General features: G+C 71.9%; 21 protein-coding genes. 16 read left to right on the top strand and 5 right to left on the bottom strand.

Going from position 1 to position 25,800, the window contains the following annotated elements; translation table 11 throughout:
• Positions 1-162: 162 nt before the first annotated feature.
• From pdhA (ACFZDA_RS29350) to ACFZDA_RS29325, 6 genes are all read left to right on the top strand, one after another.
• Positions 163-1,305, top strand: a complete 1,143-nt coding sequence (pdhA, locus tag ACFZDA_RS29350) for a pyruvate dehydrogenase (acetyl-transferring) E1 component subunit alpha (RefSeq protein ID WP_391087339.1) — start codon at positions 163-165, stop codon at positions 1,303-1,305.
• Entirely contained in the window at positions 1,302-2,306 is a 1,005-nt protein-coding gene (locus ACFZDA_RS29345) for a transketolase C-terminal domain-containing protein (RefSeq protein WP_391087336.1), read from the top strand. Before pdhA (ACFZDA_RS29350) ends, ACFZDA_RS29345 begins: the two co-directional genes overlap by 4 nt.
• Positions 2,306-3,739 carry a 2-oxo acid dehydrogenase subunit E2 gene (locus ACFZDA_RS29340; protein ID WP_391087333.1) on the top strand — a complete coding sequence of 478 codons (1,434 nt, stop codon included), beginning with the start codon at positions 2,306-2,308 and terminating at the stop codon, positions 3,737-3,739. The genes ACFZDA_RS29345 and ACFZDA_RS29340 overlap by 1 nt, the downstream gene beginning before the upstream one ends.
• 97 nt (positions 3,740-3,836) lie before the next feature.
• On the top strand, positions 3,837-4,826 hold the full coding sequence (locus tag ACFZDA_RS29335; RefSeq protein WP_391087330.1) for an NTP transferase domain-containing protein: 990 nt from the start codon (positions 3,837-3,839) through the stop codon (positions 4,824-4,826).
• Entirely contained in the window at positions 4,823-6,205 is a 1,383-nt protein-coding gene (locus tag ACFZDA_RS29330) for a molybdopterin-binding protein (RefSeq protein WP_391087327.1), read from the top strand. The genes ACFZDA_RS29335 and ACFZDA_RS29330 overlap by 4 nt, the downstream gene beginning before the upstream one ends.
• Positions 6,202-7,308 (top strand): NAD-binding protein, encoded by a 1,107-nt coding sequence (locus ACFZDA_RS29325; RefSeq protein ID WP_391087324.1) that lies wholly within the window; start codon positions 6,202-6,204, stop codon positions 7,306-7,308. The genes ACFZDA_RS29330 and ACFZDA_RS29325 overlap by 4 nt, the downstream gene beginning before the upstream one ends.
• 32 nt (positions 7,309-7,340) lie before the next feature.
• On the opposite strand, the gene ACFZDA_RS29320 is transcribed toward ACFZDA_RS29325, so the two are convergent.
• Positions 7,341-8,189: an ABC transporter permease gene (locus tag ACFZDA_RS29320; protein WP_391087321.1), complete on the bottom strand. Its 849-nt coding sequence runs from the start codon at positions 8,187-8,189 to the stop codon at positions 7,341-7,343.
• The gene (locus ACFZDA_RS29315; RefSeq protein WP_391087318.1) at positions 8,186-9,211 is read right to left on the bottom strand and encodes an ATP-binding cassette domain-containing protein; all 1,026 of its coding nucleotides are present in this window, start codon (positions 9,209-9,211) and stop codon (positions 8,186-8,188) included. The genes ACFZDA_RS29320 and ACFZDA_RS29315 overlap by 4 nt, the downstream gene beginning before the upstream one ends.
• Positions 9,212-9,349: 138 nt before the next feature.
• On the opposite strand from ACFZDA_RS29315, the gene ACFZDA_RS29310 reads away from it, so the two are divergent.
• On the top strand, positions 9,350-10,339 hold the full coding sequence (locus ACFZDA_RS29310) for a zinc-binding dehydrogenase (protein WP_391087316.1): 990 nt from the start codon (positions 9,350-9,352) through the stop codon (positions 10,337-10,339).
• A gap of 15 nt (positions 10,340-10,354) precedes the next feature.
• Here the strand turns inward: ACFZDA_RS29310 and ACFZDA_RS29305 are convergent, their stop codons facing one another.
• Positions 10,355-10,834: a hypothetical protein gene (locus tag ACFZDA_RS29305; protein ID WP_391087313.1), complete on the bottom strand. Its 480-nt coding sequence runs from the start codon at positions 10,832-10,834 to the stop codon at positions 10,355-10,357.
• A gap of 271 nt (positions 10,835-11,105) precedes the next feature.
• Here ACFZDA_RS29305 and ACFZDA_RS29300 point away from each other — a divergent pair, with 271 nt between their 5' ends.
• The gene (locus ACFZDA_RS29300) at positions 11,106-11,660 is read left to right on the top strand and encodes a bacterial proteasome activator family protein (protein WP_356927287.1); all 555 of its coding nucleotides are present in this window, start codon (positions 11,106-11,108) and stop codon (positions 11,658-11,660) included.
• A 66-nt stretch (positions 11,661-11,726) separates the two neighbouring features.
• Here ACFZDA_RS29300 and ACFZDA_RS29295 read toward each other — a convergent pair whose 3' ends face one another.
• Positions 11,727-13,370 carry a protein kinase gene (locus ACFZDA_RS29295; RefSeq protein WP_391087308.1) on the bottom strand — a complete coding sequence of 548 codons (1,644 nt, stop codon included), beginning with the start codon at positions 13,368-13,370 and terminating at the stop codon, positions 11,727-11,729.
• A gap of 365 nt (positions 13,371-13,735) precedes the next feature.
• Here ACFZDA_RS29295 and ACFZDA_RS29290 point away from each other — a divergent pair, with 365 nt between their 5' ends.
• From ACFZDA_RS29290 to ACFZDA_RS29265, 6 genes are all read left to right on the top strand, one after another.
• Complete coding sequence (locus tag ACFZDA_RS29290; RefSeq protein WP_391087306.1) at positions 13,736-15,325, top strand: protein kinase; 1,590 nt, start codon at positions 13,736-13,738, stop codon at positions 15,323-15,325.
• Positions 15,326-15,742: 417 nt separating this feature from the next.
• Positions 15,743-16,936 (top strand): pyruvate dehydrogenase (acetyl-transferring) E1 component subunit alpha, encoded by a 1,194-nt coding sequence (gene pdhA / locus ACFZDA_RS29285; protein ID WP_391087303.1) that lies wholly within the window; start codon positions 15,743-15,745, stop codon positions 16,934-16,936.
• A gap of 1 nt (position 16,937) precedes the next feature.
• Positions 16,938-17,915: a transketolase C-terminal domain-containing protein gene (locus tag ACFZDA_RS29280; protein WP_391087299.1), complete on the top strand. Its 978-nt coding sequence runs from the start codon at positions 16,938-16,940 to the stop codon at positions 17,913-17,915.
• Between the two features lie 10 nt (positions 17,916-17,925).
• Positions 17,926-19,341, top strand: a complete 1,416-nt coding sequence (locus ACFZDA_RS29275; protein WP_391087296.1) for a 2-oxo acid dehydrogenase subunit E2 — start codon at positions 17,926-17,928, stop codon at positions 19,339-19,341.
• Between the two features lie 149 nt (positions 19,342-19,490).
• Positions 19,491-21,725, top strand: coding sequence for a glycoside hydrolase domain-containing protein (locus ACFZDA_RS29270; protein WP_391087293.1), 2,235 nt, complete (start codon positions 19,491-19,493; stop codon positions 21,723-21,725).
• 41 nt (positions 21,726-21,766) lie between these two features.
• A complete protein-coding gene (locus tag ACFZDA_RS29265) occupies positions 21,767-22,591 on the top strand; it encodes a twin-arginine translocation signal domain-containing protein (RefSeq protein WP_391087290.1) in 825 nt (274 codons plus the stop codon).
• 70 nt (positions 22,592-22,661) lie between these two features.
• Here ACFZDA_RS29265 and ACFZDA_RS29260 read toward each other — a convergent pair whose 3' ends face one another.
• Positions 22,662-23,561, bottom strand: a complete 900-nt coding sequence (locus ACFZDA_RS29260; protein ID WP_391087287.1) for a serine hydrolase — start codon at positions 23,559-23,561, stop codon at positions 22,662-22,664.
• 206 nt (positions 23,562-23,767) lie between these two features.
• On the opposite strand from ACFZDA_RS29260, the gene ACFZDA_RS29255 reads away from it, so the two are divergent.
• Together ACFZDA_RS29255 and ACFZDA_RS29250 are read left to right on the top strand one after the other, a co-directional pair.
• On the top strand, positions 23,768-24,418 hold the full coding sequence (locus ACFZDA_RS29255) for an FCD domain-containing protein (RefSeq protein WP_391087284.1): 651 nt from the start codon (positions 23,768-23,770) through the stop codon (positions 24,416-24,418).
• Entirely contained in the window at positions 24,415-25,710 is a 1,296-nt protein-coding gene (locus tag ACFZDA_RS29250; protein ID WP_391087281.1) for an MFS transporter, read from the top strand. The genes ACFZDA_RS29255 and ACFZDA_RS29250 overlap by 4 nt, the downstream gene beginning before the upstream one ends.
• Positions 25,711-25,800: the final 90 nt, after the last annotated feature.

The following is a 25,800-nucleotide window of genomic DNA, read 5'->3' as shown; positions in this document are numbered from 1 at the left end:
CTACCATGGACGTACTGCGTCCATCAGAGGGTGTGGAGAACCGTTTGTCCACAGCCTGAGGCCACCCGTAGCCAAAATGTGCCGACGACCGAACAATCGGTAGGTGAGGCGCATCACAGCCGACGCGCCTGCACGAAGCCGCTCCCACGAGGAGGTGCCGTCATGACGGTCATGGAGCAGCGGGGCGCGTACCGGCCGACCCCGCCGCCCGCCTGGCAGCCCCGCACGGACCCCGCGCCGCTGCTGCCCGACGCCGAGCCGTACCGCGTCCTCGGCACCGAGGCGGCCGCGAAGGCCGACCCGGAGCTGCTGAGGACGCTGTACGCGCAGCTCGTGCGGGGGCGTCGCTACAACGCGCAGGCCACCGCGCTCACCAAGCAGGGCCGCCTCGCCGTCTACCCCTCCACCACCGGCCAGGAGGCCTGCGAGATCGCCGCCGCGCTCGTGCTGAAGGAGCAGGACTGGCTCTTCCCCAGCTACCGCGACACGCTCGCCGTGGTGGCCCGCGGCGTGGACCCCGTCGAGGCGCTCACGCTGCTGCGCGGCGACTGGCACACCGGCTACGACCCCTACGAGCACCGGGTCGCCCCCCTGTGCACCCCGCTCGCCACCCAGCTGCCGCACGCCGTGGGCCTCGCCCACGCCGCCCGCCTCAAGGGCGACGACGTGGTCGCGCTGGCCATGGTCGGCGACGGCGGCACCAGCGAGGGCGACTTCCACGAGGCGCTGAACTTCGCCGCCGTCTGGCAGGCCCCCGTGGTCTTCCTCGTCCAGAACAACGGCTTCGCGATCTCCGTCCCGCTCGCCAAGCAGACCGCGGCCCCGTCGCTCGCCCACAAGGCCGTCGGCTACGGCATGCCCGGCCGCCTGGTCGACGGCAACGACGCCGCCGCCGTGCACGAGGTGCTGAGCGACGCCGTACGGCACGCGCGCGCCGGCGGCGGACCCACTCTCGTCGAGGCGATCACATACCGCGTCGACGCCCACACCAACGCCGACGACGCGACCCGCTACCGCGGCGACGCCGAGGTCGAGACCTGGCGCGAACACGACCCGGTCGAGCTGCTGGAGCGGGAGCTGACCGCGCGCGGCCTGCTCGACGAGGCCGGAAAGCAGGCCGCGCGGGACGCCGCCGAGGCGATGGCCGCCGACCTGCGCGCCCACATGAATCAGGACCCGGCGCTCGACCCCATGGACCTGTTCGCCCACGTCTACGCCGAACCCACCCCCCAACTGCGCGAACAGCGGGACCAGTTGAGGGCCGAGCTGGAGGCCGGGAGCGAGTCGGAGGGGACGCACCGATGACCACCGTCGCCGTCAGGCCGGCCACCATGGCGCAGGCCCTCACGCGCGCCCTGCGCGACGCCATGGCCGCCGACCCCGCCGTGCACATCATGGGCGAGGACGTCGGCACCCTCGGCGGCGTCTTCCGCGTCACCGACGGACTCGCCAAGGAGTTCGGCGAGGACCGCTGCACGGACACCCCGCTCGCGGAGGCGGGCATCCTCGGCACGGCCGTCGGCATGGCGATGTACGGCCTGCGCCCGGTCGTGGAGATGCAGTTCGACGCGTTCGCCTACCCGGCCTTCGAACAGCTCGTCTCGCACGTGTGCCGCATGCGCAACCGCACCCGGGGCACGATGCCGCTCCCGATCACCATCCGCGTCCCCTACGGCGGCGGCATCGGCGGTGTCGAGCACCACAGCGACTCCTCCGAGGCGTACTACATGGCGACTCCGGGGCTCCATGTCGTCACGCCGGCCACCGTCGCCGACGCCTACGGGCTGCTGCGCGCCGCCATCGCCTCCGACGACCCGGTCGTCTTCCTGGAACCCAAGCGGCTGTACTGGTCGAAGGACTCCTGGAACCCCGAGGAACCGGCGCCCGTCGAACCGATCGGCCGCGCGGTGGTGCGGCGCTCGGGCCGGAGCGCCACGCTCATCACGTACGGGCCGTCCCTGCCCGTCTGCATGGAGGCGGCCGAGGCGGCCCGGGACGAGGGCTGGGATCTCGAAGTCGTCGATCTGCGCTCCCTGGTGCCGTTCGACGACGAGACGGTGTGTGCCTCGGTGCGCCGCACGGGACGCGCGGTCGTCGTCCACGAGTCGGGCTCCTTCGGAGGCCCGGGCGGCGAGATCGCGGCCCGGGTCACGGAGCGCTGCTTCCACCACCTGGAGGCGCCGGTGCTGCGCGTGGCCGGGTTCGACGTCCCGTATCCGCCGCCGATGCTGGAGCGTCACCACCTGCCCGGTGTGGACCGGATCCTGGACGCCGTGGGGCGTCTGCAATGGGAGGCCGAGAGCTGATGGCACAGGTGCTGGAGTTCAAGCTGCCCGACCTGGGTGAGGGGCTCACCGAGGCGGAGATCGTGCGCTGGCTGGTCGAGGTCGGCGACGTGGTCGCGATCGACCAGCCGGTCGTCGAGGTCGAGACGGCCAAGGCGATGGTCGAGGTGCCCTGCCCCTACGGCGGTGTGGTCACGGCCCGCTTCGGCGAGGAGGGCACGGAACTGCCCGTCGGGGCGCCGCTGATCACGGTGGCGGTGGGGGAGCGGCCGGAGTCCGGTGCCGGGGCCGTCGAGGAGTCCGGGACCGCCACGGCCGAGGGCTCCGGGAACGTGCTGGTCGGATACGGCACGTCCGAGGCGCCCGCGCGGCGACGCAGGGTGCGGCAGCAGAGGCCGGTGCCGGGTGCGTCCGCGTCCGCGCCGGGCTCCCCGGCGGTGAACGGGCGGGCGGCTGCCCCCGAGACCGGTGACGGACCCGTTCCCGAGAGCGGGGACGGACCCGTTCCCGAGACCGGTGACGGTGACGGCCCCGTTCCCGTGATCTCGCCCCTGGTCCGCCGGCTGGCCAGGCAGAACGGCATCGACCTGCGGGAGCTGACCGGGTCCGGCCCCGACGGGCTGATCCTGCGGGCGGACGTGGAGTACGCGCTGCGTGCCGCCGGCCGGGGCGCCGCGGCCGCACCGCCGGCACCACCGCACCCGAGCGTGCCGCAGGCACCGGGCACGACCCCCGCACCGCAGCCCACCGCGGCAGCGGCCCACGGCGAGATCCGCACCCCTCTCAAGGGCATCCGAGGCGCCGTCGCCGACAAGCTGGCGCGCAGCCGCCGCGAGATCCCGGACGCCACCTGCTGGGTGGACGCCGACGCCACGGAGCTCATGCGGGCGCGCACGGCCATGAACGCGGCCGGCGGTCCCAAGATCTCCCTGCTGGCGCTGCTGGCCCGGATCTGCACGGCGGCCCTCGCCCGCTTCCCCGAGCTCAACTCCACGGTGGACGCGGAGGCCAGGGAGGTCGTCCGGTTCGAGCACGTGCATCTGGGCTTCGCCGCGCAGACCGACCGGGGCCTCGTCGTCCCGGTCGTCCGGGACGCGCACGCGCGCGACGCCGAGTCGCTGACCGCGGAGTTCGCCCGGCTGACGGAGGCGGGCCGGACCGGGACGCTGACGCCCGCGGAACTGACCGGCGGGACCTTCACGTTGAACAACTACGGCGTCTTCGGCGTCGACGGCTCCACACCGATCATCAACCACCCCGAGGCGGCCATGCTCGGCGTCGGCCGCATCGTCCCCAAGCCGTGGGTGCACGAGGGCGAGCTGGCGGTGCGGCAGGTCGTCCAGCTCTCGCTGACCTTCGACCACCGGGTGTGCGACGGCGGCACGGCGGGCGGCTTCCTGCGCTACGTGGCGGACTGCGTGGAACAGCCGGCGGTGCTGCTGCGGACGCTGTGATTCCTGGATGATCGCTGTTCCGTCCGCGAGCCGGTGCCCCTGATCGTGTCGGTTCCCCCGCGTTCCTTGTGATCGCGGGGGCACGCATACTCGGGGTGTGACCGCCTCTCAGCCCCCCGGTGAATCCGGCGCCGGCACCGGCCCCGCGCGCGGACCGGACCCCGCCGCGTACGACGCCGTCGTGCTCGCCGGCGGTGCCGCCCGGCGCCTCGGCGGCGCGGACAAACCCGGTGTGCGCGTGGGCGGCCGGGCCCTGCTCGACCGGGTGCTCGCCGCGTGCGCGGGAGCCCGCGGCACCGTCGTCGTCGCCGCGCCCCGGCCGACGGCCCGGCCCGTGACCTGGGCCCAGGAGGACCCGCCCGGCGGCGGCCCCCTCGCCGCGCTCGACGCCGGGCTCCGGCACACCACGGCGGAGCACGTCGTGGTGCTCTCCGCCGATCTGCCGTTCCTGCGGGAGAACACGGTCGGCCGGCTGCTGGGCGCGCTGCGGACGAGCGCCGCCGACGGTGTGCTGCTGACCGACCCCGACGGCCGTGACCAGCCCCTCGTGGCCGCCTACGACGCGTCCCGGCTGCGCGAGCGGCTCGCGCTCCTCACCGACCGGCACGACGGTCTCGCCGGTCTCCCGCTGCGGCGCCTGATCGCCGAGCTGGACCTCACCCGTATCTCGGACCCCGTCGCGTCCTTCGACTGCGACACCTGGGACGACATCGCCACCGCCAGGGCACGTATCAGGGAGCATGGGCACGTGTTGGATGAATGGATTTCCGCAGTCAAGGACGAACTCGGGATCGACCTCGACGTCGACACCCGCGGCCTGCTCGACCTCGCCCGCGACGCCGCCCACGGGGTGGACCGGCCGGCGGCGCCGCTGACCACCTTCCTCGTCGGCTACGCGGCCGCACGGGCGGGCGGAGGCCCCGAGGCGGTCGCCGAGGCCGCCCGCAAGGCCGCGGCCCTCGCCGTGCGCTGGAAGGAGGAGAGCGCTACGGAGGCCCAGCCCTCCGGCACCCAGCCCGGGTCCCCTCCCCGCAACGGTGACGTCGCCCCCGACGCGACGCCCGACACCCGCCCGGACGCCGGATGACCCCGCACGGCACACGCGCCGGTGAGGACGCCGAGGACCTCGACGTCGAGGAGGTGCTCGCCCTCGTGAACAACAGCAACGGCTCGCCCGGCCCCGCCGAACGAGGTGAGACGGACAGCCGCCGCGCCTCCGGCCGGCCGGACCCCTCGCCCCGGCCGGAGAGCCGCCACCACGCCACCCCCTGGCCCGACGCCCGGGCCATCGCCGAACGCGCCGCCCGGAGCATCGCCCGGCCCGCCCGCCGCCGGCCCGTCTCCGTGCCCCTCGAAGCCGCCCTCGGCCTCACTCTGGCCGCCCCCCTCGACGCCCTCACCGACCTCCCCTCCTTCGACACCTCCGCGATGGACGGCTGGGCGGTCGCCGGACCCGCCCCCTGGCACGTCCGGGACGACGGCGTCCTGGCCGGGCACGCCGCGCCCGAGCCCCTGACCGACGGCGAGGCCGTCCGCATCGCCACCGGCGCCCGCATCCCCCCGGACACCACCGCCGTGCTGCGCAGCGAGCACGGCCGCACCGACGACAAGGGCCGCCTGTACGCGACCAGGGACGTCGTCACCGGCCAGGACATCCGGCCGCGCGGCCAGGAGTGCCGCAGCGGCGACCAGCTGCTCCCCGTCGGCACCCTCGTCACCCCGGCCGTCCTCGGGCTCGCCGCGGCGGCCGGGTACGACACCGTCACCGCCGTCCCCCGCCCTCGTGCCGAAGTCCTCGTCCTCGGTGACGAGTTGCTCACCGGGGGACGGCCGCACGACGGTCTCATCCGGGACGCCCTCGGCCCGATGCTGCCGCCCTGGCTGCGCGCGCTCGGCGCCGAGGTCACCGCCGTACGACGGATCCGCGACGACGCCGACGCCCTGCACCGGGCGATCACCGCGTCCGACGCCGATGTCGTCGTCACCACCGGCGGCACCGCCGCGGGCCCCGTCGACCACGTCCACCCCACGCTGCGCCGCGTCGGAGCCGAACTCCTCGTGGACGGCGTCAAGGTGCGCCCCGGCCATCCCATGCTGCTGGCGCGCCTCACCGAGGATCAGCACCTCGTCGGCCTGCCGGGCAACCCGCTCGCCGCCGTCTCCGGACTGCTGACGCTCGCCGAGCCGTTGCTGCGGACCCTCGCGGCCCGCCCGGCCCCGGAGCCGTACACGCTGCCGCTCAGGGACGCCGTGCACGGGCACCCGTACGACACCCGGCTCGTACCCGTCGTCCTGCGGGGCGACCAGGCCGTGCCGCTGCACTACAACGGACCGGCCATGCTGCGGGGCGTCGCGGCGGCGGACGCTCTGGCCGTGGTCACTCCGGGCGGTGCCCGTGCGGGGCAGGAGGCGGAACTGCTCGACCTGCCCTGGGCGTCCGGGGGAATCGGGGTGTGTTTCACGTGAAACTTCCCGGCCAGGACGCGATCGCCCGCCAGGCGGACGAGCACCTGGTGACCCATCGGGTGAAACTCCCGAGGAAAGTGGTGGAGCACCCGATCGGCCAGGTCGCCAAGCGGCTCTCCATTGCACTGGTGGTCCTCGTCGTGACCGCGTTGATCGTCTACGCCGACCACGACGGCTACAACGACAACGCGGGCGGCGGCGTCACGCTCCTCGACGCGTTCTACTACGCGACCGTCACCCTCTCCACCACCGGCTACGGCGACATCACCCCCGCCAGCGACACCGCCAGGCTCACCAACATCCTCGTCATCACGCCGCTGCGCGTGCTGTTCCTGATCATCCTGGTCGGCACCACCCTCGAAGCCCTCACCGAACGCACCCGGGAGGAGTGGCGACTGACCCGCTGGAGGTCCACCTTGCGCGATCACACCGTCGTCATCGGATTCGGCACGAAAGGCAGGTCGGCGATCCGGACCGTCTGCGCGACGGGCCTGAAGAAGGAGCAGGTCGTCGTGGTCGACCCCAGTTCCAAGGTGATCGACGCCGCGAACGCCGAGGGGTACGCCGGCATCATCGGCGACGCGACGCGCAGTGAGGTGCTCAAGCGGGCCGAGGTGCACAAGGCCCGCCAGATCATCATCGCGACGCAGCGCGACGACACGGCCGTCCTGGTGGCGCTGACGGCCCGGCAGCTCAATCGCGGGGCGAAGATCGTGGCCGCCGTGCGGGAGGAGGAGAACGCACCACTGCTGAAGCAGTCCGGCGCCGACGCGGTCATCACCAGCGCCAGCGCCGCCGGCCGTCTGCTCGGCCTCTCGGTGCTCAGCCCCTCCGCGGGCATGGTGATGGAGGACCTCATCCAGCAGGGCAGCGGGCTCGACATCATCGAACGGCCGGTGGTCAAGGCCGAGGTGGGCAAGACCCCGCGGGAGATCACCGACCTGGTGGTGAGCGTCATACGCGGTCACCGCGTGCTCGGCTACGACGATCCGGCCGTCGGGACACTGGAGCTGACCGACCGGCTCATCACCATCGTGCGGGCGACGCCCGGCTCACAGATCGCGCCCGACTTCCGGCCGATGCCGCCCATGCCGCGCAGCTGACCGGCCCGGCCGGAGACGGACACGCCCCAGACCTACTTCCGGTTGTACAGCCGCATCGTGATCGGCCCGAAGACCAGCACGAACAGGCCGGCCCAGCCCAGCGCCCAGGCGACCTCGGCGGCCGGCCAGTGGCCGCCCATCAGTCCGCGCACCGCCGACGCCAGATGGGTGATGGGGCTGTTGTTGACGAAGGCCTGGAGCCAGCCCGGCATGGTCTTCGGGTCGACGAAGACGTTGGACAGGAAGGTGAGCGGGAAGATCACCATCATGCTGACGCCCATCACCGACTTCTCGGTGCGCAGCATCAGCCCGAACATGGTCCAGATCCACGAGAAGGCGAACGAGAAGAGCACCAGCAGGGCGATCCCGGCGAGCACACCGCCGACTCCGCCGTCCGGCCGGTAGCCGAGGACCATGCCGACGGTGAGCATCACGGCGGACGCGATCGTGTAGCGCAGGGCGTCGCCGAGCAGATAGCCGACCATCGTCGAGGGCCGCCAGATCGGCAGGCTGCGGAACCGGTCGAAGACGCCCTTCTCGATGTCCGTGTTGACCGAGACACCCGTGTACATCGTGATCATCACGACCGACATCACGAGGATGCCCGGCAGCAGGAACTGGATGTACTCCTCCGGCGAGCCGGCCAGCGCCCCGCCGAACAGGTACGTGTACATCAGCACCATCATGATCGGGAACGCCGTGACGTCGAAGAGCTGCTCCGGCACGTGCTTGATCTTGAGGATCGCCCGCCAGCCGAAGGTCATCGAGGTCGACCAGGCGCCGGGCCGGGGCGGACGCTCCTTGGCGACGAGCAGCGCGGCGAGGGATTCGGCGCTGACCGGGGCGAGTTCCTTGCTCTCGGTGGTCGTCGCGGTGCTCATGCCGCCACCTCGTCCTTCGGGTCGTCGGAGTGGTCGGAGTGGTCGGAGTCGTGCGTGTCGTGTCCGGTGAGGGCGAGGAACACCTCGTCCAGGCTGGGCTGGCCCAGCGAGAAGTTGTCGACGGTGATCCCGGCGCGGGCCAGCTCGCCCAGCGCGCGGGACGCCTGCTCGGCGGCGTTGTCGTCGCTCGCCGCCGCACCGAGGCGGGCGGTCAGGGCCACCGGGTCGTGGTCCGGCTGCACCTGCGCGTCGAGGGCCCGGCGCAGCAGGTCCGCCGCCAGGTCCCGGTGGTCCGGATCCCGCAGCCGCAGATGGACGGATCCGGCGCCGACGGACGCCTTCAGCTCGCCCTTGGTGCCCTCGGCGATCACCCGGCCGCGGTCGATGACGGCGATCCGGGACGCCAGCTGATCGGCCTCGTCCAGATACTGCGTGGTCAGCAGCACGGTGGTGCCCTGGGCGACGACGGCCCGCACGATGTCCCAGACCTGGTTGCGGCTGCGCGGGTCGAGGCCGGTCGTCGGCTCGTCGAGGAACAGCAGGTCGGGGGTGTTCAGGATGGACGCGGCGATGTCGATACGGCGCCGCATGCCGCCCGAGTACTGCTTGACCTGCTTCCCGGCCGCCTCGGTCAGCCCGAAGGCCTCCAGGAGCTGGGCGGCGCGGTCCCGGGCGGCCTTCTTGTGGTGGCCGAGCAGCCGGCCCAGCAGGACCAGGTTCTCGGTGCCGGTGAGGTCCTCGTCCACCGACGCGTACTGGCCGGTGAGGCTCACCCGGCCGCGCACCTCGTCGGCCTCGCGGACGATGTCGTGGCCGAAGACATGGGCCTCGCCGCCGTCGGGCCGGAGCAGTGTGGCGAGCATCTTCACGGTGGTGGTCTTGCCGGCGCCGTTCGGGCCGAGGACGCCGTAGACCGTGCCCGCGGGCACGGACAGGTCCACTCCGTCGACCGCCCTCGTCTCACCGAACGTCTTCACCAGGGCCGCGGTCTCGATCGCCAGGCCGGATGTCTGCGTGCTCATGTGCCGGGTCCTTCCGAGTACGTGGGACACGCATGGGGAGACCCTCACCGTCGCGCAAACTCATCGGTCCCGCACACGGATGCCGGCCCCGAGGCCTGAGGGAAGTCGGCGCGGGGACCGAGGAGTACCGTCCCCTTCATGCATGCGATCACGATTCCCGAACCTGGTGGGCCCGAGGCGCTGGTCTGGGACGAGGTCCCGGATCCCGTGCCCGGCGAGGGCGAGGTCCTGGTCGAGGTGGCGGCCGGTGCCGTCAACCGGGCCGACATCCTGCAACGGCAGGGCTTCTACGACCCGCCGCCCGGCGCGTCCCCCTACCCCGGCCTGGAGTGCTCCGGGCGGATCGCCGAGATCGGCCTCGGTGTCTCCGGCTGGAACACCGGCGACGAGGTGTGCGCCCTGCTCTCCGGCGGCGGCTACGCCGAGAAGGTGGTCGTCCCGGCCGGACAGCTGCTGCCCGTGCCGGAGGGCGTCGGCCTGACGCGGGCCGCGGCCCTGCCCGAGGTGACCTGCACCGTCTGGTCGAACGTCTTCATGATCGCCCACCTGCGCCCGGGCGAGACGCTGCTCGTGCACGGCGGCTCCAGCGGCATCGGCACGATGGCGATCCAGCTGGCGAAGGCCGTCGGCGCGCGGGTGGCGGTGACGGCCGGCACGCGGGAGAAGCTGGACCGGTGCGCCGAACTGGGCGCCGACATCCTGGTCAACTATCGCGAGCAGGACTTCGTCGAGGAGGTCAGGAAGGCCACGGACGGTGCCGGTGCCGACGTCATCCTCGACAACATGGGCGCCAAGTACCTGGAGCGCAACGTCAAGACCCTCGCCGTCAACGGCCGGCTCGCGATCATCGGCATGCAGGGCGGCATCAAGGGCGAGCTGAACATCGGCGCCCTGCTCGCCAAGCGCGCCGCCATCAGCGCGACGTCCCTGCGTGCCCGGCCGCTGGAGGAGAAGGCGGCCATCGTCGCCGCCGTGCGGGAACACGTCTGGCCCCTGTTCGCCGGCGGCCACCTGCGCCCGGTCGTCGACCGCGAGTTCCCGATGCGGGAGGCGGCCGCCGCCCACCGGGTCGTGGAGGAGAGCGGCCACATCGGCAAGGTGCTGCTGATCACCCCGCAGGGCGCCTGAGGCCCTGGACCTGACCTAGGCCCGCCGCAGCCGCAGGGCCACGAAGGCGAGTCCGAGGCCGAGGCCGATCAGCACCAGGCCGCTGCCCAGCGGCAGGATGCGCAGGACCGGCCCGACGGGGCGTTCGGCGCGTGCGGCGGCGGCCTCCCGTACGGGCTGCTCCGCCGGGGCGGAGGGCTCGGGGACGGCCTCCCGGGGCTCCTCGGGCACGGCGGTGGCCTCATCGGCGTCCCGCTCCTCCTCGGCGTCCTCCGGTCTTCCCGGCCGCTCCCGTCCCTCCCCGGCCCGGCTCCCGGCCCGCGAGGGCTCGCCCGGGCCGGAAGGCTCGGAGGGGGCGGAGGGAGCGGCGAGGGCACCTCCACCGGGGTCGTCGTACGACTGGACGGACTGGACAGCTCCGTAGGAGGCGCCGGCCCCGTACGGTGAGACGACCGCACCCGCCCCCAGGGCGACCACCAGTCCCGTCGCCCGCAGCGCGTGTTGCCATGGAGTCACGTGGGTGACCCCCTCCCGCCGTGCCCGGTAGGGCAAGATCGGCACGTTCGGTCAGATCGAGGCAATCAGCCTCACACCGCCCCGCTCGTCCGGCACACCGGGTTCGGCCGACAGGCGGAATCGCGCCCGGCCGCCGCAGCTGCCCCGGGAGCCGGATTCACCCGTGGGTGAGCAACCCCGGGCCTGACCCACACGTCTCCTCCCACAGGCGGAGCAGCCTGCGGCGGGGGCTCCACGGAGGTGAGGTGCGGGCGTGCGAGAGAATGGCGGCATGGAGATGCCGAGGAACGAAAGGTCGCCGGAGAACCCGCAGATCCTGGTCGTGGGCCAGGACGGCATGGCGCTCAGCGGCGGCGGTGGAGACGAGGACTCCCGCGAGACTCCGGTCACGGAACAGGTGGAGCAGCCCGCGAAGGTCATGCGCATCGGCAGCATGATCAAGCAGCTTCTGGAAGAAGTGCGCGCGGCTCCCCTGGACGAGGCCAGCCGGGTCCGGCTCAAGGAGATCCACGCCAGCTCGGTGAAGGAGCTGGAGGACGGTCTGGCCCCCGAGCTGGTCGAGGAGCTGGAGCGGCTCTCCCTGCCCTTCACGGACGAGACGACCCCGAGCGACGCGGAGCTGCGCATCGCGCAGGCCCAGCTGGTGGGCTGGCTGGAGGGGCTCTTCCACGGGATCCAGACCACGCTGTTCGCCCAGCAGATGGCGGCCCGCGCCCAGCTGGAGCAGATGCGCCGGGCCCTCCCGCCGGGCGTCGGCCATGACGGCCTCGACGAGCAGCCCCCGGGCGGCCGCTCGGCCGGCCGGACGGGCGGGCCGTACCTGTAACGCGTCCGCGCACCCGCCATGCGAAGGGCCCGGCAGCCGAAGCTGCCGGGCCCTTCGCATGGCGGGTCAGGCCGGCGGGTTGCCCGTGGAGACGCCGAGCTCGATCTGGGGCATGTCCTTCGGGTCCACGTCGGTGCCGGCGGACGGGAACTGGTTCATGACCGTGCCGTCGCCGTAGGTGTTCTCGTCCAGATCGTTGATCTTCTTCTCCCAGCCGGCCGCCTGGAGGCAGGCCTTGACCGAGGTGATGTCCTTGAACTTGAAGTCGGGCATCCGGATCTTGTCGGGGTCGTTGTACGACTCCTGCGGCTCCGTGCACTCCTCGGTGTCGATCGTCTTCGAGGTGTCCGGCCCGCGGTAGCCCGGCTTCTTGGACGCCGAGGCCGACGCACTCGCGCCGCCGCCCCCGCCGCCCTGGTCGTCCTCGCCGCCGTTCATCATCAGGGCCGCGATCAGACCGCCGACCGCGACGATGGAGACCACGATCGCGCCGATGATCACCGGCTTGTTGTTCCTGCCGCCGCCCGTGGAGGCCTGCGGGGTCTGCGGCGAGAGGTTGTACGGCGGCGGGGTCGACGGCCCCGGCTGCGGGGAGTACGCGGCGGGCGACGGCGTCTGGTAGCCGCCCTGCTGCGGGTAGCCGTAGCCCGGGGTCGGCGCGGCCGGGGCCGGCGTGCCGTACGGGTTCGGGGGCGGGGCCGGCTGGTACGGCGTCTGCACCTGGCCCGACGGCGCCGGGGTCGCCTGGTCGACCGGGGGGAACACGGCCGAGCCGACGCCCGCGCCGCTCGGGGCCTGCGTACCCGGGACGATGCTCGGCGGGGCGGCCTGGAAGGACGACGCCACGCGCAGGCACTCGTCGCGCATGGCCTCGGCGCTGGGGAAGCGCTCGTTCGGGTTCTTCTTCAGGGCGCGGGCGATCAGCGCGTCCATGGCCGGGGGCAGCGCGCGGTTGACCGAGGACGGAACCGGCGGCTCCTCCTGCACATGCGCGTACGCGATGGCCAGCGGTGAGTCCGCGTCGAACGGCAGCCGCCCGGTGACCAGTTGGAACAGCATGATGCCGACCGAGTACAGGTCGGAGCGGGCGTCCACACCGCGGCCGAGGGCCTGTTCCGGCGAGAGGTACTGCGGGGTGCCGACGACCATGCCGGTCTGCGTCATCGACGTCACACCGGACTGCATGGCGCGCGCGATGCCGAAGTCCATGACCTTGACCACGCCGCGCTTGGTCATCATCACGTTGCCCGGCTTGATGTCCCGGTGGACCAGCCCCATCTCGTGGCTGATCTCCAGCGCGGCGAGCACGTCCGCGGTGATCTTCAGCGCCTTGTCAGCGGGCATCGCGCCCTGCTGCCGTACGTCCTCGTCGAGCACCGAGCCGAGCGGGCGGCCCTCGACGTACTCCATGACGATGTACGGCGTCGTCATGCCGTCGAGGGTGTCCTCGCCGGTGTCGAAGACGGAGACGATGTTGGTGTGCGTGAGCTTGGCCACGGACTGGGCCTCGCGGCGGAACCGCTCGCGGAAGGCCTGTTCCCGGCCGAGATCGGTGTGAAGTGTCTTGATCGCGACCTGCCGGTCGAGCACGCTGTCGTACGCGAGGTGCACCGAGGCCATGCCGCCCTGGCCGAGGAGATCACGCAGCTGATAGCGGCCCTGGGCGAGTGCCCGCCCCGTGTACTGGCCCTGTGCGCCGTCCTGGCTCATGTTCCGTTTCCCCCGTAGCCCTTGAGGCGCCGCCGACTGTCGCTGATCCGACGCTGATCGCCTTGATCCGCGTTGATCCAAACCGCCATTCCCGGCCAAGTCTGCCCCAGGGCACTGACACGTCAAGCTCGGTGCCCGTTCCGTGACCGTACGCGAAAGAAGCGTCGCGGAAGCGTTACAGGGGACGTACCGCCGGTCCACGGAATTTGCACGACAGTACGGAGTGAAGGTTTCATGACGCGTCCGTCCCGTGCCGGTCCTGGCACCCCTTCTCGGACCGGCGGCTTGCGCGGAGGCTGTAGCGTGGCCGACGGAGACCGTAACAACACCGCGCGCACCGCGGGCAGAAACGACGGCGAGGACTGATGGCACAGCAGCAGCGCGCTCAGGGCCCGTCCGAACCCGAGGCGACTGGCGGCGGCATGTCGGACGCGCCGGAGTCCTGGGGGAACGGCGGGCTGGTCGGGGACGGCCGGTACCGGCTGACCCACAGACTCGGCCGGGGCGGCATGGCCGAGGTGTTCGCAGCCGAGGACGTCCGCCTCGGGCGCACCGTCGCTGTCAAGCTGCTCCGTTCCGACCTCGCCGAGGACCCGGTGTCCAAGGCGCGCTTCACGCGCGAGGCCCAGTCGGTCGCCGGTCTCAACCACCACGCGATCGTCGCCGTGTACGACTCCGGCGAGGACGTCGTCGGCGGCCAGTCCGTGCCCTACATCGTCATGGAACTGGTCGAGGGCCGCACGATCCGCGACCTGCTGCTGAACGCCGAGGCGCCGGGCCCCGAGCAGGCCCTGATCATCGTCTCGGGCGTCCTGGAGGCGCTCGCCTATTCGCACCAGCACGGCATCGTGCACCGCGACATCAAGCCGGCCAACGTCATCATCACGCACAACGGCGCCGTGAAGGTGATGGACTTCGGCATCGCCCGCGCCCTGCACGGCGCGCAGTCCACGATGACGCAGACCGGCATGGTCATGGGCACCCCGCAGTACCTGTCGCCCGAGCAGGCGCTCGGCAAGGCCGTCGACCACCGCTCCGACCTGTACGCGACGGGCTGTCTGCTCTACGAACTGCTCTCGCTGCGCCCGCCGTTCACCGGCGAGACCCCGCTGTCGGTGGTCTACCAGCACGTCCAGGACATCCCGACGCCTCCCTCCGAGGCCTCCGACGCCTGCCCGCCCGAGCTCGACGGCCTGGTCATGCGCTCCCTCGCCAAGGAGCCGGACGACCGTTTCCAGACGGCCGAGGAGATGCGCGGGCTGGTCCAGTACGCCCTCCAGATGCTGTACGACCAGGGCGGCCACACCGGCACCTGGAACACCGGCCCGGTCGACGTGCACGAGGGCCGCAACACCCCGTCGGGCGGCTTCGCCAGTACGGCCGTGATGGGCCACCCCGGGGACGCCTCCGGCACGGCGCAGATCCCCTCGCCCATCCTGCCCGCCGGCTACGGCGGCGGGGACGACGGCGGCTTCGAGGGCCACGGCAACAAGGGCGGCGGCCGCGGCAAGCTGTGGGTCCTCGCCGTGCTCGCGGTGATCGCCGTCGCGGCGGGTGTCGCCCTGGCGCTGCAGAACACCGGCGGCGACACGAAGGAGCCCGGCACCAAGCAGTCGCCGACCACGTCGCAGACGACCGACAAGAAGACGCCCAGCGAGACGCCGAGCGACGAGCCGAGCGACGAGCCGACCGACACGTCCACGGACGACGGCACCGGCACGAGCTCCGGCGGCGGCGAGTGGACGCCGTCGTACGCCCCGTCGTACACGCCGTCGCAGAGCGCTCCCGAGACGCCCACCGGCCAGCCGACGGGTCAGCCGACCACCGAGGAGCCGACCGACGATCCGACGGACGCCGAGCCCTCGGACCCGGCGACGCCGCCGGACGACACGGGCGGCACCGACGCGGGCGGCGCGACCGGAGTCGTCGGAGGCCCGGGCGGCGACAGCGGCTGACCCGAGGCCGGCTCCCCTGAGAGGCGCCCAGGACGAAACGGATGATCCACGCGCGCGTGGGGCCCGGAAACGGGCTCCACGCGCGCGTGCCGTTTCGGCGCGCCGGAAAGTGGACTCTTCCCGTGACGTGGGTCACCGGGTTAACGTGCGGTTGCTCCGGCCTCCTGCAAGGCTGTGACCAGGGCCCCTTCACGACCTTCCCGATTTACTTGGATATCCAAGCAAAATCGCAGGTCAGAGGGGGTTTCACAGAAATGTGATGCACTGGGTAACGTGCCTCTTGCAGGGCGCTCGCCGGGGCACCTGTCACGCCTGTTCCCGGCCGAGTGGCACCCACCCCGTGCCCGGTGGTCGAGAACAGGTGAGCCGCACTGGCCTACCGGCAACCCCGGGGGCCGGACCGACGGAGGAGCACACGTGACCGTGGAGAGCACTGCCGCGCGCACACCGCGACGCAGCGCCGGAAGCAAGGCCGGCACCACCGGCACCAAGCGCACCACCCGCACGACCGCCAAGAAGGACGCCGGCGCCGAGCCCCAGCTCGTGCAGCTGCTGACGCCCGAGGGCAAGCGGGTCAAGAACGCCGAGTACGACAAGTACGTCGCCGGTGTCACCCCGGAAGAGCTCCGCGGCCTGTACCGCGACATGGTGCTCACCCGCCGCTTCGACGCCGAGGCGACCTCCCTGCAGCGCCAGGGCGAGCTGGGCCTGTGGGCCTCGCTGCTCGGCCAGGAGGCCGCCCAGATCGGCTCCGGCCGGGCCCTGCGCGACGACGACTACGTCTTCCCCACCTACCGCGAGCACGGCGTCGCCTGGTGCCGCGGCGTGGACCCGACGAACCTCCTCGGCATGTTCCGCGGCGTGAACAACGGCGGCTGGGACCCGAACGGCAACAACTTCCAGCTCTACACGATCGTCATCGGCTCCCAGACGCTGCACGCCACCGGCTACGCCATGGGCATCGCCAAGGACGGCGCGGACAGCGCGGTGATCGCCTACTTCGGCGACGGCGCCTCCAGCCAGGGCGACGTGGCCGAATCGTTCACCTTCTCCGCGGTCTACAACGCCCCCGTCGTGTTCTTCTGCCAGAACAACCAGTGGGCCATCTCCGAGCCGACCGAGAAGCAGTCCCGCGTGCCGATCTACCAGCGCGCGCAGGGCTTCGGCTTCCCGGGCGTCCGCGTGGACGGCAACGACGTGCTCGGCTGCCTCGCGGTCACCCGGTGGGCTTTGGAGCGGGCCCGCGCCGGCGAGGGCCCGACCCTCGTCGAGGCGTTCACCTACCGCATGGGCGCCCACACCACCTCCGACGACCCGACCCGCTACCGGGGCGACGAGGAGCGCCAGGCCTGGGAGGCCAAGGACCCGATCCTGCGCCTGCGCCGCTATCTGGAGGCATCGAACCACGCGGACGAGGGATTCTTCGCGGAACTGGAGACCGAGTCCGAGGCGTTGGGCAAACGAGTGCGCGAGGCGGTCCGCGCCATGCCGGACCCGGACCACTTCGCCATCTTCGAGAACGTCTACGCGGACGGGCACGCGCTCGTCGACGAGGAGCGCGCCCAGTTCGCCGCGTACCAGGCGTCGTTCGCCGACGAGGGGGGTAACTGAGATGGCAGACAAGATGGCCCTGGCCAAGGCGATCAACGAGTCGCTGCGCCGCGCCCTGGACTCCGACCCCAAGGTCCTGATCATGGGCGAGGACGTCGGCAAGCTCGGCGGTGTCTTCCGTGTGACGGACGGCCTCCAGAAGGACTTCGGCGACAGCCGCGTCATCGACACCCCGCTGGCCGAGTCGGGCATCGTCGGCACGGCGATCGGCCTGGCCCTGCGCGGCTACCGCCCGGTCGTGGAGATCCAGTTCGACGGCTTCGTCTTCCCGGCCTACGACCAGATCGTCACGCAGCTCGCCAAGATGCACGCCCGCTCGCTGGGCAAGGTCAAGCTCCCGGTCGTCGTGCGCATCCCCTACGGCGGCGGCATCGGCGCGGTGGAGCACCACTCGGAGTCCCCCGAGTCGCTGTTCGCCCATGTGGCGGGCCTGAAGGTGGTCAGCCCCTCGAACGCGTCGGACGCGTACTGGATGATGCAGCAGGCCATCCAGAGCGACGACCCGGTGATCTTCTTCGAGCCCAAGCGCCGCTACTGGGACAAGGGCGAGGTCAACCCGGAGGCGATCCCGGGCCCGCTGCACAAGGCCCAGGTGGTCCGCGAGGGCACCGACCTCACCCTCGCCGCCTACGGCCCGATGGTGAAGCTCTGCCAGGAGGCCGCCGCCGCGGCCGCCGAGGAGGGCAGAAACCTGGAGGTCCTCGACCTGCGCTCGGTCTCCCCGATCGACTTCGACTCGATCCAGGCGTCGGTGGAGAAGACGCGCCGCCTGGTCGTCGTCCACGAGGCGCCGGTGTTCTTCGGCTCGGGCGCGGAGATCGCCGCGCGGATCACGGAGCGCTGCTTCTACCACCTGGAGGCCCCGGTGCTCCGGGTCGGCGGCTACCACGCGCCGTACCCGCCGGCCCGCCTGGAGGAGGAGTACCTGCCGAACCTGGACCGGGTGCTGGATGCCGTCGACCGCTCGCTGGCGTACTGAGGAGAGGGTCGTGACGACGATGACGGATGCGTCCGTACGCGAGTTCAAGATGCCCGACGTGGGCGAGGGACTCACCGAGGCGGAGATCCTCAAGTGGTTCGTCCAGCCCGGCGACACGGTCACGGACGGCCAGGTGGTGTGCGAGGTCGAGACGGCGAAGGCGGCCGTCGAACTGCCCATCCCCTACGACGGCGTGGTCCGGGAGCTGCACTTCCCGGAGGGCACCACGGTCGACGTGGGCACGGCGATCATCGCGGTGGACGTGAGCGGCGGCGCCGCCCCCGCGGCCGAGCAGCCCGCCCCTGCCGCCGAGCGGCCCGCGGCGCCCCGGCCCGCCGAGGAGCCGAAGGCTGAGGGCTCCGGCCGCCAGCCGGTTCTCGTCGGCTACGGGGTGGCGACGTCCTCTACCCGTCGCCGCCCGCGCAAGGGCCCCGAGGTCCCCGTCCAGCAGGCCTCGACAGCGATCCAGACGGAGCTGAACGGCCATGGGACGGCGCCCCCGGCAGCCCCGGCCGGCCGGGAGCGCCCTCTGGCCAAGCCCCCCGTCCGCAAGCTGGCCAAGGACCTGGGCGTCGATCTGACGACGGTCGTGCCGACCGGCCCGGACGGCATCATCACTCGTGAGGACGTGCACGCGGCGGTGGCCGAGTCGCAGGCTCCGCGGCAGGAGGCCCCCGAGGCCGCCGCCCCGGCCCCCGCGCCGGCCGTGGTGTCGTACGACAGCGCCCGCGAGACCCGTGTCCCGATCAAGGGCGTCCGCAAGGCGACGGCGGCGGCGATGGTCGGCTCGGCGTTCACCGCGCCGCATGTCACGGAGTTCGTGACCGTCGACGTGACGCGCACGATGAAGCTGGTCGAGGAGCTGAAGGAGGACAAGGAGTTCGCGGGCCTGCGCGTGAACCCCCTCCTGCTGATCGCCAAGGCCCTGCTCGTCGCGATCAAGCGGAACCCGGACATCAACGCCTCGTGGGACGAGGCCGCGCAGGAGATCGTGGTCAAGCACTACGTGAACCTGGGCATCGCGGCCGCGACCCCGCGCGGCCTGATCGTGCCGAACATCAAGGACGCCCACGCCAAGACGCTGCCGCAGCTGGCCGAGTCGCTGGGCGAGCTGGTGTCGACGGCCAGGGAGGGCAAGACGTCCCCGGCAGCCATGCAGGGCGGCACGGTGACGATCACCAACGTCGGCGTCTTCGGCGTCGACACGGGCACGCCGCTCCTCAACTCCGGCGAGTCCGCGATCCTCGCGGTCGGTGCGATCAAGCTCCAGCCGTGGGTCCACAAGGGCAAGGTGAAGCCCCGTCAGGTCACCACCCTGGCCCTGTCGTTCGACCACCGCCTGGTCGACGGGGAGCTGGGCTCGAAGGTCCTGGCGGACGTGGCGGCGATCCTGGAGCAGCCGAAGCGCCTGATCACCTGGGCGTGAACCGGTCGCGGCGGCTCCCTGCCCGGGCGGGGGCCGCCGGCGGCCGGCATGTGGGTGAACCAGCGGTACGCCGAGGCGCACAAGAAGCTCCGCAGATCCGCCCGAGTACCGCACAGTAAGCGGTTTAGCCGGACATACGATCACTCTTCATGCGCGACCCCATGGTGCTCAGAGCCCAGAGATTCGTGAACTCCGTCTACGGCAGCCGTATCGGTACGACCGTGGAGGAAACCGGCGAGACCGACTGGGCGACCCTCCACGCCCTGACCCGTGCCCTCCAGTACGAGCTGGGCATCACGGCCCTGTCCGACAACTTCGGCCCCACCACGCTCTCGACGCTGACCGCCAAGTTCCCCAAGCTGAACGCGGACACCGTCCCCTCCCCCGACTTCTGCCGCATCATCCAGTCCGGCCTGTACTGCAAGGGCTACGACGGCGGCGGCCTGGACGGCACGTACGGCGAACGGGTCCAGGCCGCCGTCGCGAAGCTCAAGACCGACATGGGCGTCGAACAGGCCTTCCCCGGCGTCGATCTGACGCCCAAGGTGTTCAAGGCGCTGCTGACGATGGACGCGTACGTCCTCGGCCCCTCCGGCACCCGGCAGGTCCGCGAGGTGCAGCAGTGGCTCAACGGGCGCTACCTGAACCGGCAGGACTTCTTCGCCGTCGCCTGCGACGGGCGCGTCTCCCGCGACCTGGCCCGGGCGCTGGTCTTCGGCACGCAGTACGAACTCGGCATGGCCGACGGCACCGCCAACGGCACCTTCGGGCCCGGCACCCAGTCGGCCCTCAAGGCGCACCCGGTGCGCAGGGGCGACCAGGGCGTCTACGTGCAGTTGTTCTCCGCCGGGATGGTCGTGAACCGGCGGCCCGTCGCCCTCACCGACACCTTCGACTCCTACCTCGCCGCGGCCGTCCGGTCCTTCCAGACCTTCGTCGCCCTCCCGGCCACGGGAGAGGGCGACTTCGCCACCTTCGCCTCGCTCCTGGCGTCCTACGGCGACCAGTCGCGCCAGGGCAAGGCCTGCGACACCATCGCCATGGTCACCCCGGCCCGGGCAGCGGCCCTCAAGGCCGCCGGGATCACCCACGTCGGCCGCTACCTCACCAACCCGAGCGCCACCTCCCTGCCGGAGAAGGCCATCCAGCCGGGCGAGTTGCAGGTCTTCGCCCAGCAGGGCCTGCGCTGCTTCCCGATCTACCAGACCGTCAACAACGACGCCTCGGACTTCGACTACGTCGCCGGGCGGACGGCCGGGTACGCGGCGGTCAACGCCGCCCTCGACCACGGCTTCAAGCGGGGGACCCGGATCTTCTTCGCCGTCGACTTCGACGCGATCGACGCCGAGATCACCGCGAACGTCCTGCCCCACTTCAAGGGCATCAAGGAGGCGATGGCGGACTCCGGCCACCCGTACGAGATCGGCGTCTACGGCTCCCGCAACGTCTGCGCCCAGGTCGGCGCGGCCGGCTACTCGACGGCGAGCTTCGTGGCCGACATGTCCCCGGGCTTCGACGGCAACGCCGGGCGCCCGCTGCCGGAGGACTGGGCCTACGACCAGTTCGTCATCCGCACCCTCGGCTCGGGCGACGGGCAGCTGGAGGTCGACGTCGACATCGCCTCGGGCCGCGACACCGGGCAGGGCTCCTTCGACCGGCCGCGGCCGGCAGCCCGCGACGTCGCCCTCGACGAGAGCCAGGTGCCGGCGCTGCGGGCCGACCTCGCGCGCTACATGCGGTCGATCGGACGCCCGGACCTGGGCGGCGTCGGCAGCGAGGCGAGGCTCTACACCAACGCCCAGGCGGTCGAGGCCATCCAGGACCAGGACGGTCTGATCACCGAGCTGTCGCACACGTACACGATGCGCAAGGCGCTGATCCAGACGGCCGTCTACTGGGCCATGCGCGACTACAGCCTGGCCGACCAGGCCACCGACCAGGAGGTCGCCGACCACCACCAGGCCGGCTCCGGCCAGGTCAGGGACTCGCACACCGGCATCGGTCAGATCAGCGGCTTCGACGCCATCCAGGCCTGGAACCACTGCATCGGCTGGGGCTTCACCACCGGCGACCGCCGCGACCCGGGCAAGGACGCCGACCTGTGGTCGGTGTGGCAGCAGCTGAGCAAGGACAACGCCTTCAGCGTGCGCACCGCGGCCCTGCTCCACCTGTGGGGCACCCGGGGCAGGCCCGGTGGCCGGCTGCCCCCCGGCGACCGCGTCACCACCCCGCGGTCCATGCGCCTGGACCTCGCCGAGTTCGAGATCACCGAGCTGCTGCGCCGCTACCGGGCCTGGGACCCCGACGTGGAGGCGCAGACCCACCAGAGCCTGGCCGTCTACCAGATCTTCGAGAAGTACAACAACATCGCCCGCAACGCGTGAAGCAACGCCCGCACCGCGTGAATCGCTGAATCGAGAGCCCGTTGAACCTCAACCTCCCCCACGTACCCCGTCTCACCCGCAGACGGTCCGGACCGGCCGCCGCGCACCGCCGCGGTCTGTCCCGCCGCGCCCTGCTCGGCCGTATCGCCGCCGTCGGCGGTGCCGTGGGCGTCGCCGCCCTGCCCGTCTCGCACTTCCTGTCCCAGGCGTACGCCGACGCGCACAACCCCATCCCGGGCCGCGTGCGGGACGCCCTGCGCAGCGCGCAGGACCGGACCCGGCGCGTGCTGGCCGGTTCGCGCTCCCACAACGGCTGGGAAATGGAGAACATCGCGGACGACGGCGGCACCGTCTACACCCGTCCCGTGCCCGGCACCCCGCTCAAGGGCATCGCCGTGCGCATGGGCGACGTGGAGACCGTCCTGGTCCATCTGGTGCGCCGGTTCCACTACGAGGTCGACACCCTGCGCCGGGGCGACGTCGTCGGCTGGCACGACCCGTCCGGCGTCGGCAAGGGCAGGCCGGAGTCCAACCTGGCGTCCGGCACGGCCGTGCGGATCCGGCCGGGCTCCTACCCGCGCGGCGCCCGGGGCGGCTTCTTCCCGCAGCAGGAGGTCGTGATCCGCGACATCCTCGCCGAGCTCGGCGGCGTCGTCCGCTGGGGCGGCGACGACGCCACGCCCGACGAGTCCCTGTTCTCCATCGACGTACGCCCCGGCGACAAGCGGCTGGCCGAGGTCGCGGCGCGGATCCGGGGCTGGCAGCTGGAGCCGGGAGCCGGCGCGGGCGCCCCGGTGAACGTGCTGGCCGGCGGCCGGCGCAAGGCGGCCCGGGCACTGGAGCGCCGTCAGCGCACCGCCGCCTGACGAACACGAAAGGGGGGGCTCACCGCCGACGGCGGTGAGCCCCCCCTTTCGTGGTGCCCGTGTTGCTTCCCTACTTCGCGAAGCCGTAGTTCAGCAGCTTCGTCGCGTCCGACTTCCGCGTGGTCGCGTTGGTCGAGGCGAGGACCGTGCCGATGACCGTCTTGCCGTTCCGGGTGGCGGCGAAGACCAGGCAGTACTTGGCCTCCGGGCCGGAACCGGTCTTCACGCCGATCGCGCCGGAGTAGCTCGACAGCAGCGGGTTGGTGTTCTCCCACGGCGCCATCGTCCGTGTGCCGCCGGACTTGGTGGTCGTCTTCGCCGTGTACTTCTTCGTCTTGACGACCGTGCGGAACGTGGAGTTCTTCATGGCGGTGCTGGCGATCTTCGTCAGGTCGCGCGGCGTGGAGTAGTTGCTGCCCTTGCCGATGCCGTCGAACGAGTCGAAGTGGGTGTTCTTCAGACCCAGGCCCTTGGCGGTGGTGTTCATCTTGCCGATGAACGACTTCACGCGCGCCGCCCGCGTCGAGCCCGAACCGAACTTGTCGGCGAGCGCGTACGCCGCGTCGCAGCCGGACGGCAGCATCAGCCCGTACAGCAGCTGGCGGACGGTGACCTTGTCGCCGACGATCAGCTTGGCGTTCGACGCCCAGTTGTTGTCGACGATGTAGTCGCTGTACGCCTTCTGGATCGTGACCTTGCTGTCCAGGTTGAGCTTCGGCTGCTTCAGCACCACCAGGGCCGTCATGATCTTGGTGGTCGAGCCGGTGGAGCGGCGGGTGTCGGCCGCCTTGGTGTAGAGCGACTTGCCGGTCGCGTTGTTCATCACGTAGCCGCCCTTGGCGGCGATGGAGGGCGCCGTGGCGGCCTGCGCCGGCGCGACGGTGAGGGCTCCGGTCGCGAGCATGGCGCCGGTGGTGACGGCGACGGCCGCAGCTCTGCGGAGACGGGTGCCCTGAATGCCGGTTATCAAGTGAAGTACCCCGATTGCGTCGAATGCCCCAGCGGTGCGGCCGAGTTGAGGACGAGGGGAAAGGGGCCGCACGTGTCTGACTCGTAACTAGCACACGTGGCTGTGCCGTTGCCGGGCGGGCCCCCCTTTGCCACGGATGTGTGACATTCAGGTCCGCATACTGGACGAATTCCTTGATGCGTCCCTGTTGTATCTATGCTGTCGGCATGACCCTGGCCGTGAAGCAACCTCCCGCCGCCGACCGCGTCTACACCCACGTCAAGCAGGGCGTCCTGGAGCGCCGTTACGAGGGCGGGACCCTGCTCACCGAAGGCGAGCTCGCCGAGGCCGTCGGGGTCTCGCGCACGCCGGTGCGCGAGGCGCTGCTCCGGCTGGAGGCCGAGGGGCTGATCCGGCTCTACCCGAAGAAGGGCGCCCTCGTCCTGCCTGTCTCCGCCCAGGAGATCGCCGACGTCGTCGAGACGCGGCTGCTCGTCGAGGAACACGCGGCGCGCAAGGCCGTGCCCGCGCCCGCCGGGCTCATCGAGCGCCTGGAGGAGCTGCTGGCCCGGCAGAAGAAGCAGGCCGCCGAAGGAGACCTCGCCGGTGCCGCCGTCACCGACCGCTGCTTCCACGCCGAGATCGTCCGCAGCGGCGGCAACGAGATCCTCTCCCGGCTCTACGACCAGCTGCGCGACCGCCAGCTGCGGATGGGCGTCGCCGTCATGCACTCCCACCCCGACCGGATCGCCAAGACCCTCGCCGAGCACGAGGAGATCCTCGACGCGCTGCGCGCCGGGGACGCCGAGGCTGCCGTCGGGCTGGTCCACCGGCACATCGGCTGGTTCTCGCACCTGGCCCGGGGGGAGGTCCGATGAGCGCCACCGCGATGCCGGGCGATCCTCCGGGCGGCCGGCGGGCCCTGGTCGTCTGGGGCATCGGCGTCTCGGTCTACTTCGTCGCGGTCATCTTCCGCACGTCCCTGGGCGTCGCCGGCCTCGACGCCGCCGACCGCTTCCACGTCAACGCCTCCGCCCTGTCCACCTTCTCCATCCTCCAGCTGCTGGTCTACGCGGGCATGCAGATACCCGTCGGCCTGCTCGTCGACCGGCTCGGCACCAAGAAGGTGCTGGGCCTCGGAGCGGTGCTGTTCACGGCCGGGCAGCTCGGCTTCGCGTTCTCCCCGTCGTACGGCATGGCGCTCGCCTCCCGGGCGCTGCTCGGCTGCGGTGACGCGCTGACGTTCATCAGCGTGCTGCGGCTGGGCACCCGGTGGTTCCCGGCCCGGCGCGGGCCGCTCGTCGCCCAGTTCGCGGGGCTCGTGGGCATGGCGGGCAACCTCGTCTCCACGCTCGTCCTGGCCCGGCTGCTGCACGGCGTCGGCTGGACGCCGGCCTTCGCGGGCAGCGCGGTGGCCGGGGCCGTGGTGTTCGTGCTGGTGCTGCTGTTCCTCAAGGACCACCCGGAGGGCCACGAGCCGGAACCGCTCCCGCACCAGGGCGCGGCCTACGTACGGCGGCAGATCGCCGCCGCCTGGCGGGAGCCGGGGACGCGGCTCGGACTGTGGGTGCACTTCACGACCCAGTTCCCGGCGATGGTGTTCCTGCTGCTGTGGGGCCTGCCGTTCCTCGTCGAGGCACAGGGCCTGTCCCGGGCCACGGCCGGCGAACTCCTCACCCTGGTGGTGCTGTCGAACATGCTCGTCGGCCTGGTCTACGGGCAGATCGTCGCCCGGCACCACGGGGCGCGGCTGCCGCTCGCGCTCGGCACGGTCGGGACGACGGCGGCCCTGTGGGCGGCGACGCTGGCCTACCCCGGCCCGCACGCCCCGATGTGGCTGCTGATCGTGCTGTGCACGGTGCTCGGGGCCTGCGGGCCCGCGTCGATGCTCGGCTTCGACTTCGCCCGCCCGGCGAACCCGCCCGAGCGGCAGGGCACGGCCTCCGGCATCACCAACATGGGCGGCTTCGTGGCCTCCATGACCATGCTCTTCGCGGTCGGGGTGCTGCTGGACGCCACCGGCGACGACTACACCGTCGCCTTCTCGGCCGTGTTCGTCCTCCAGGCGCTCGGGGTCACGCAGATCCTGCGGCTGCGCAGGCAGGCGGCCCGGCGCGAGCGGGAGCGGCTGGTGGCGAGCCGGGTGGAGACGGTGCACGTGCCGGCCTAGGTGTTCTGTCCACGGAGGTTGGTGACAGCGATCACTGGAGAGTGATCTTGAACGAGTGAGGGCCTTCCGGGTTCGGTGTGGATTGCGACA

Origin of the sequence: Streptomyces sp. NPDC007991 (assembly GCF_042958445.1) — a bacterium.
In the GTDB taxonomy this organism is placed as follows: Bacteria; Actinomycetota; Actinomycetes; order Streptomycetales; family Streptomycetaceae; genus Streptomyces.
This window is presented reverse-complemented; position numbering and strand designations above follow the sequence as displayed.

Coding starts and splice junctions, on each gene's coding strand:
- pdhA (WP_391087339.1), top strand. CDS start 163: ATGACGGTCATGGAGCAGCGGGGCGCGTACCGGCCGACCCCGCCGCCC.
- ACFZDA_RS29345 (WP_391087336.1), top strand. CDS start 1,302: ATGACCACCGTCGCCGTCAGGCCGGCCACCATGGCGCAGGCCCTCACG.
- ACFZDA_RS29340 (WP_391087333.1), top strand. CDS start 2,306: ATGGCACAGGTGCTGGAGTTCAAGCTGCCCGACCTGGGTGAGGGGCTC.
- ACFZDA_RS29330 (WP_391087327.1), top strand. CDS start 4,823: ATGACCCCGCACGGCACACGCGCCGGTGAGGACGCCGAGGACCTCGAC.
- ACFZDA_RS29320 (WP_391087321.1), bottom strand. CDS start 8,189: ATGAGCACCGCGACGACCACCGAGAGCAAGGAACTCGCCCCGGTCAGC.
- ACFZDA_RS29315 (WP_391087318.1), bottom strand. CDS start 9,211: ATGAGCACGCAGACATCCGGCCTGGCGATCGAGACCGCGGCCCTGGTG.
- ACFZDA_RS29310 (WP_391087316.1), top strand. CDS start 9,350: ATGCATGCGATCACGATTCCCGAACCTGGTGGGCCCGAGGCGCTGGTC.
- ACFZDA_RS29300 (WP_356927287.1), top strand. CDS start 11,106: ATGGAGATGCCGAGGAACGAAAGGTCGCCGGAGAACCCGCAGATCCTG.
- ACFZDA_RS29295 (WP_391087308.1), bottom strand. CDS start 13,370: ATGAGCCAGGACGGCGCACAGGGCCAGTACACGGGGCGGGCACTCGCC.
- ACFZDA_RS29290 (WP_391087306.1), top strand. CDS start 13,736: ATGGCACAGCAGCAGCGCGCTCAGGGCCCGTCCGAACCCGAGGCGACT.
- ACFZDA_RS29280 (WP_391087299.1), top strand. CDS start 16,938: ATGGCAGACAAGATGGCCCTGGCCAAGGCGATCAACGAGTCGCTGCGC.
- ACFZDA_RS29270 (WP_391087293.1), top strand. CDS start 19,491: ATGCGCGACCCCATGGTGCTCAGAGCCCAGAGATTCGTGAACTCCGTC.
- ACFZDA_RS29255 (WP_391087284.1), top strand. CDS start 23,768: ATGACCCTGGCCGTGAAGCAACCTCCCGCCGCCGACCGCGTCTACACC.
- ACFZDA_RS29250 (WP_391087281.1), top strand. CDS start 24,415: ATGAGCGCCACCGCGATGCCGGGCGATCCTCCGGGCGGCCGGCGGGCC.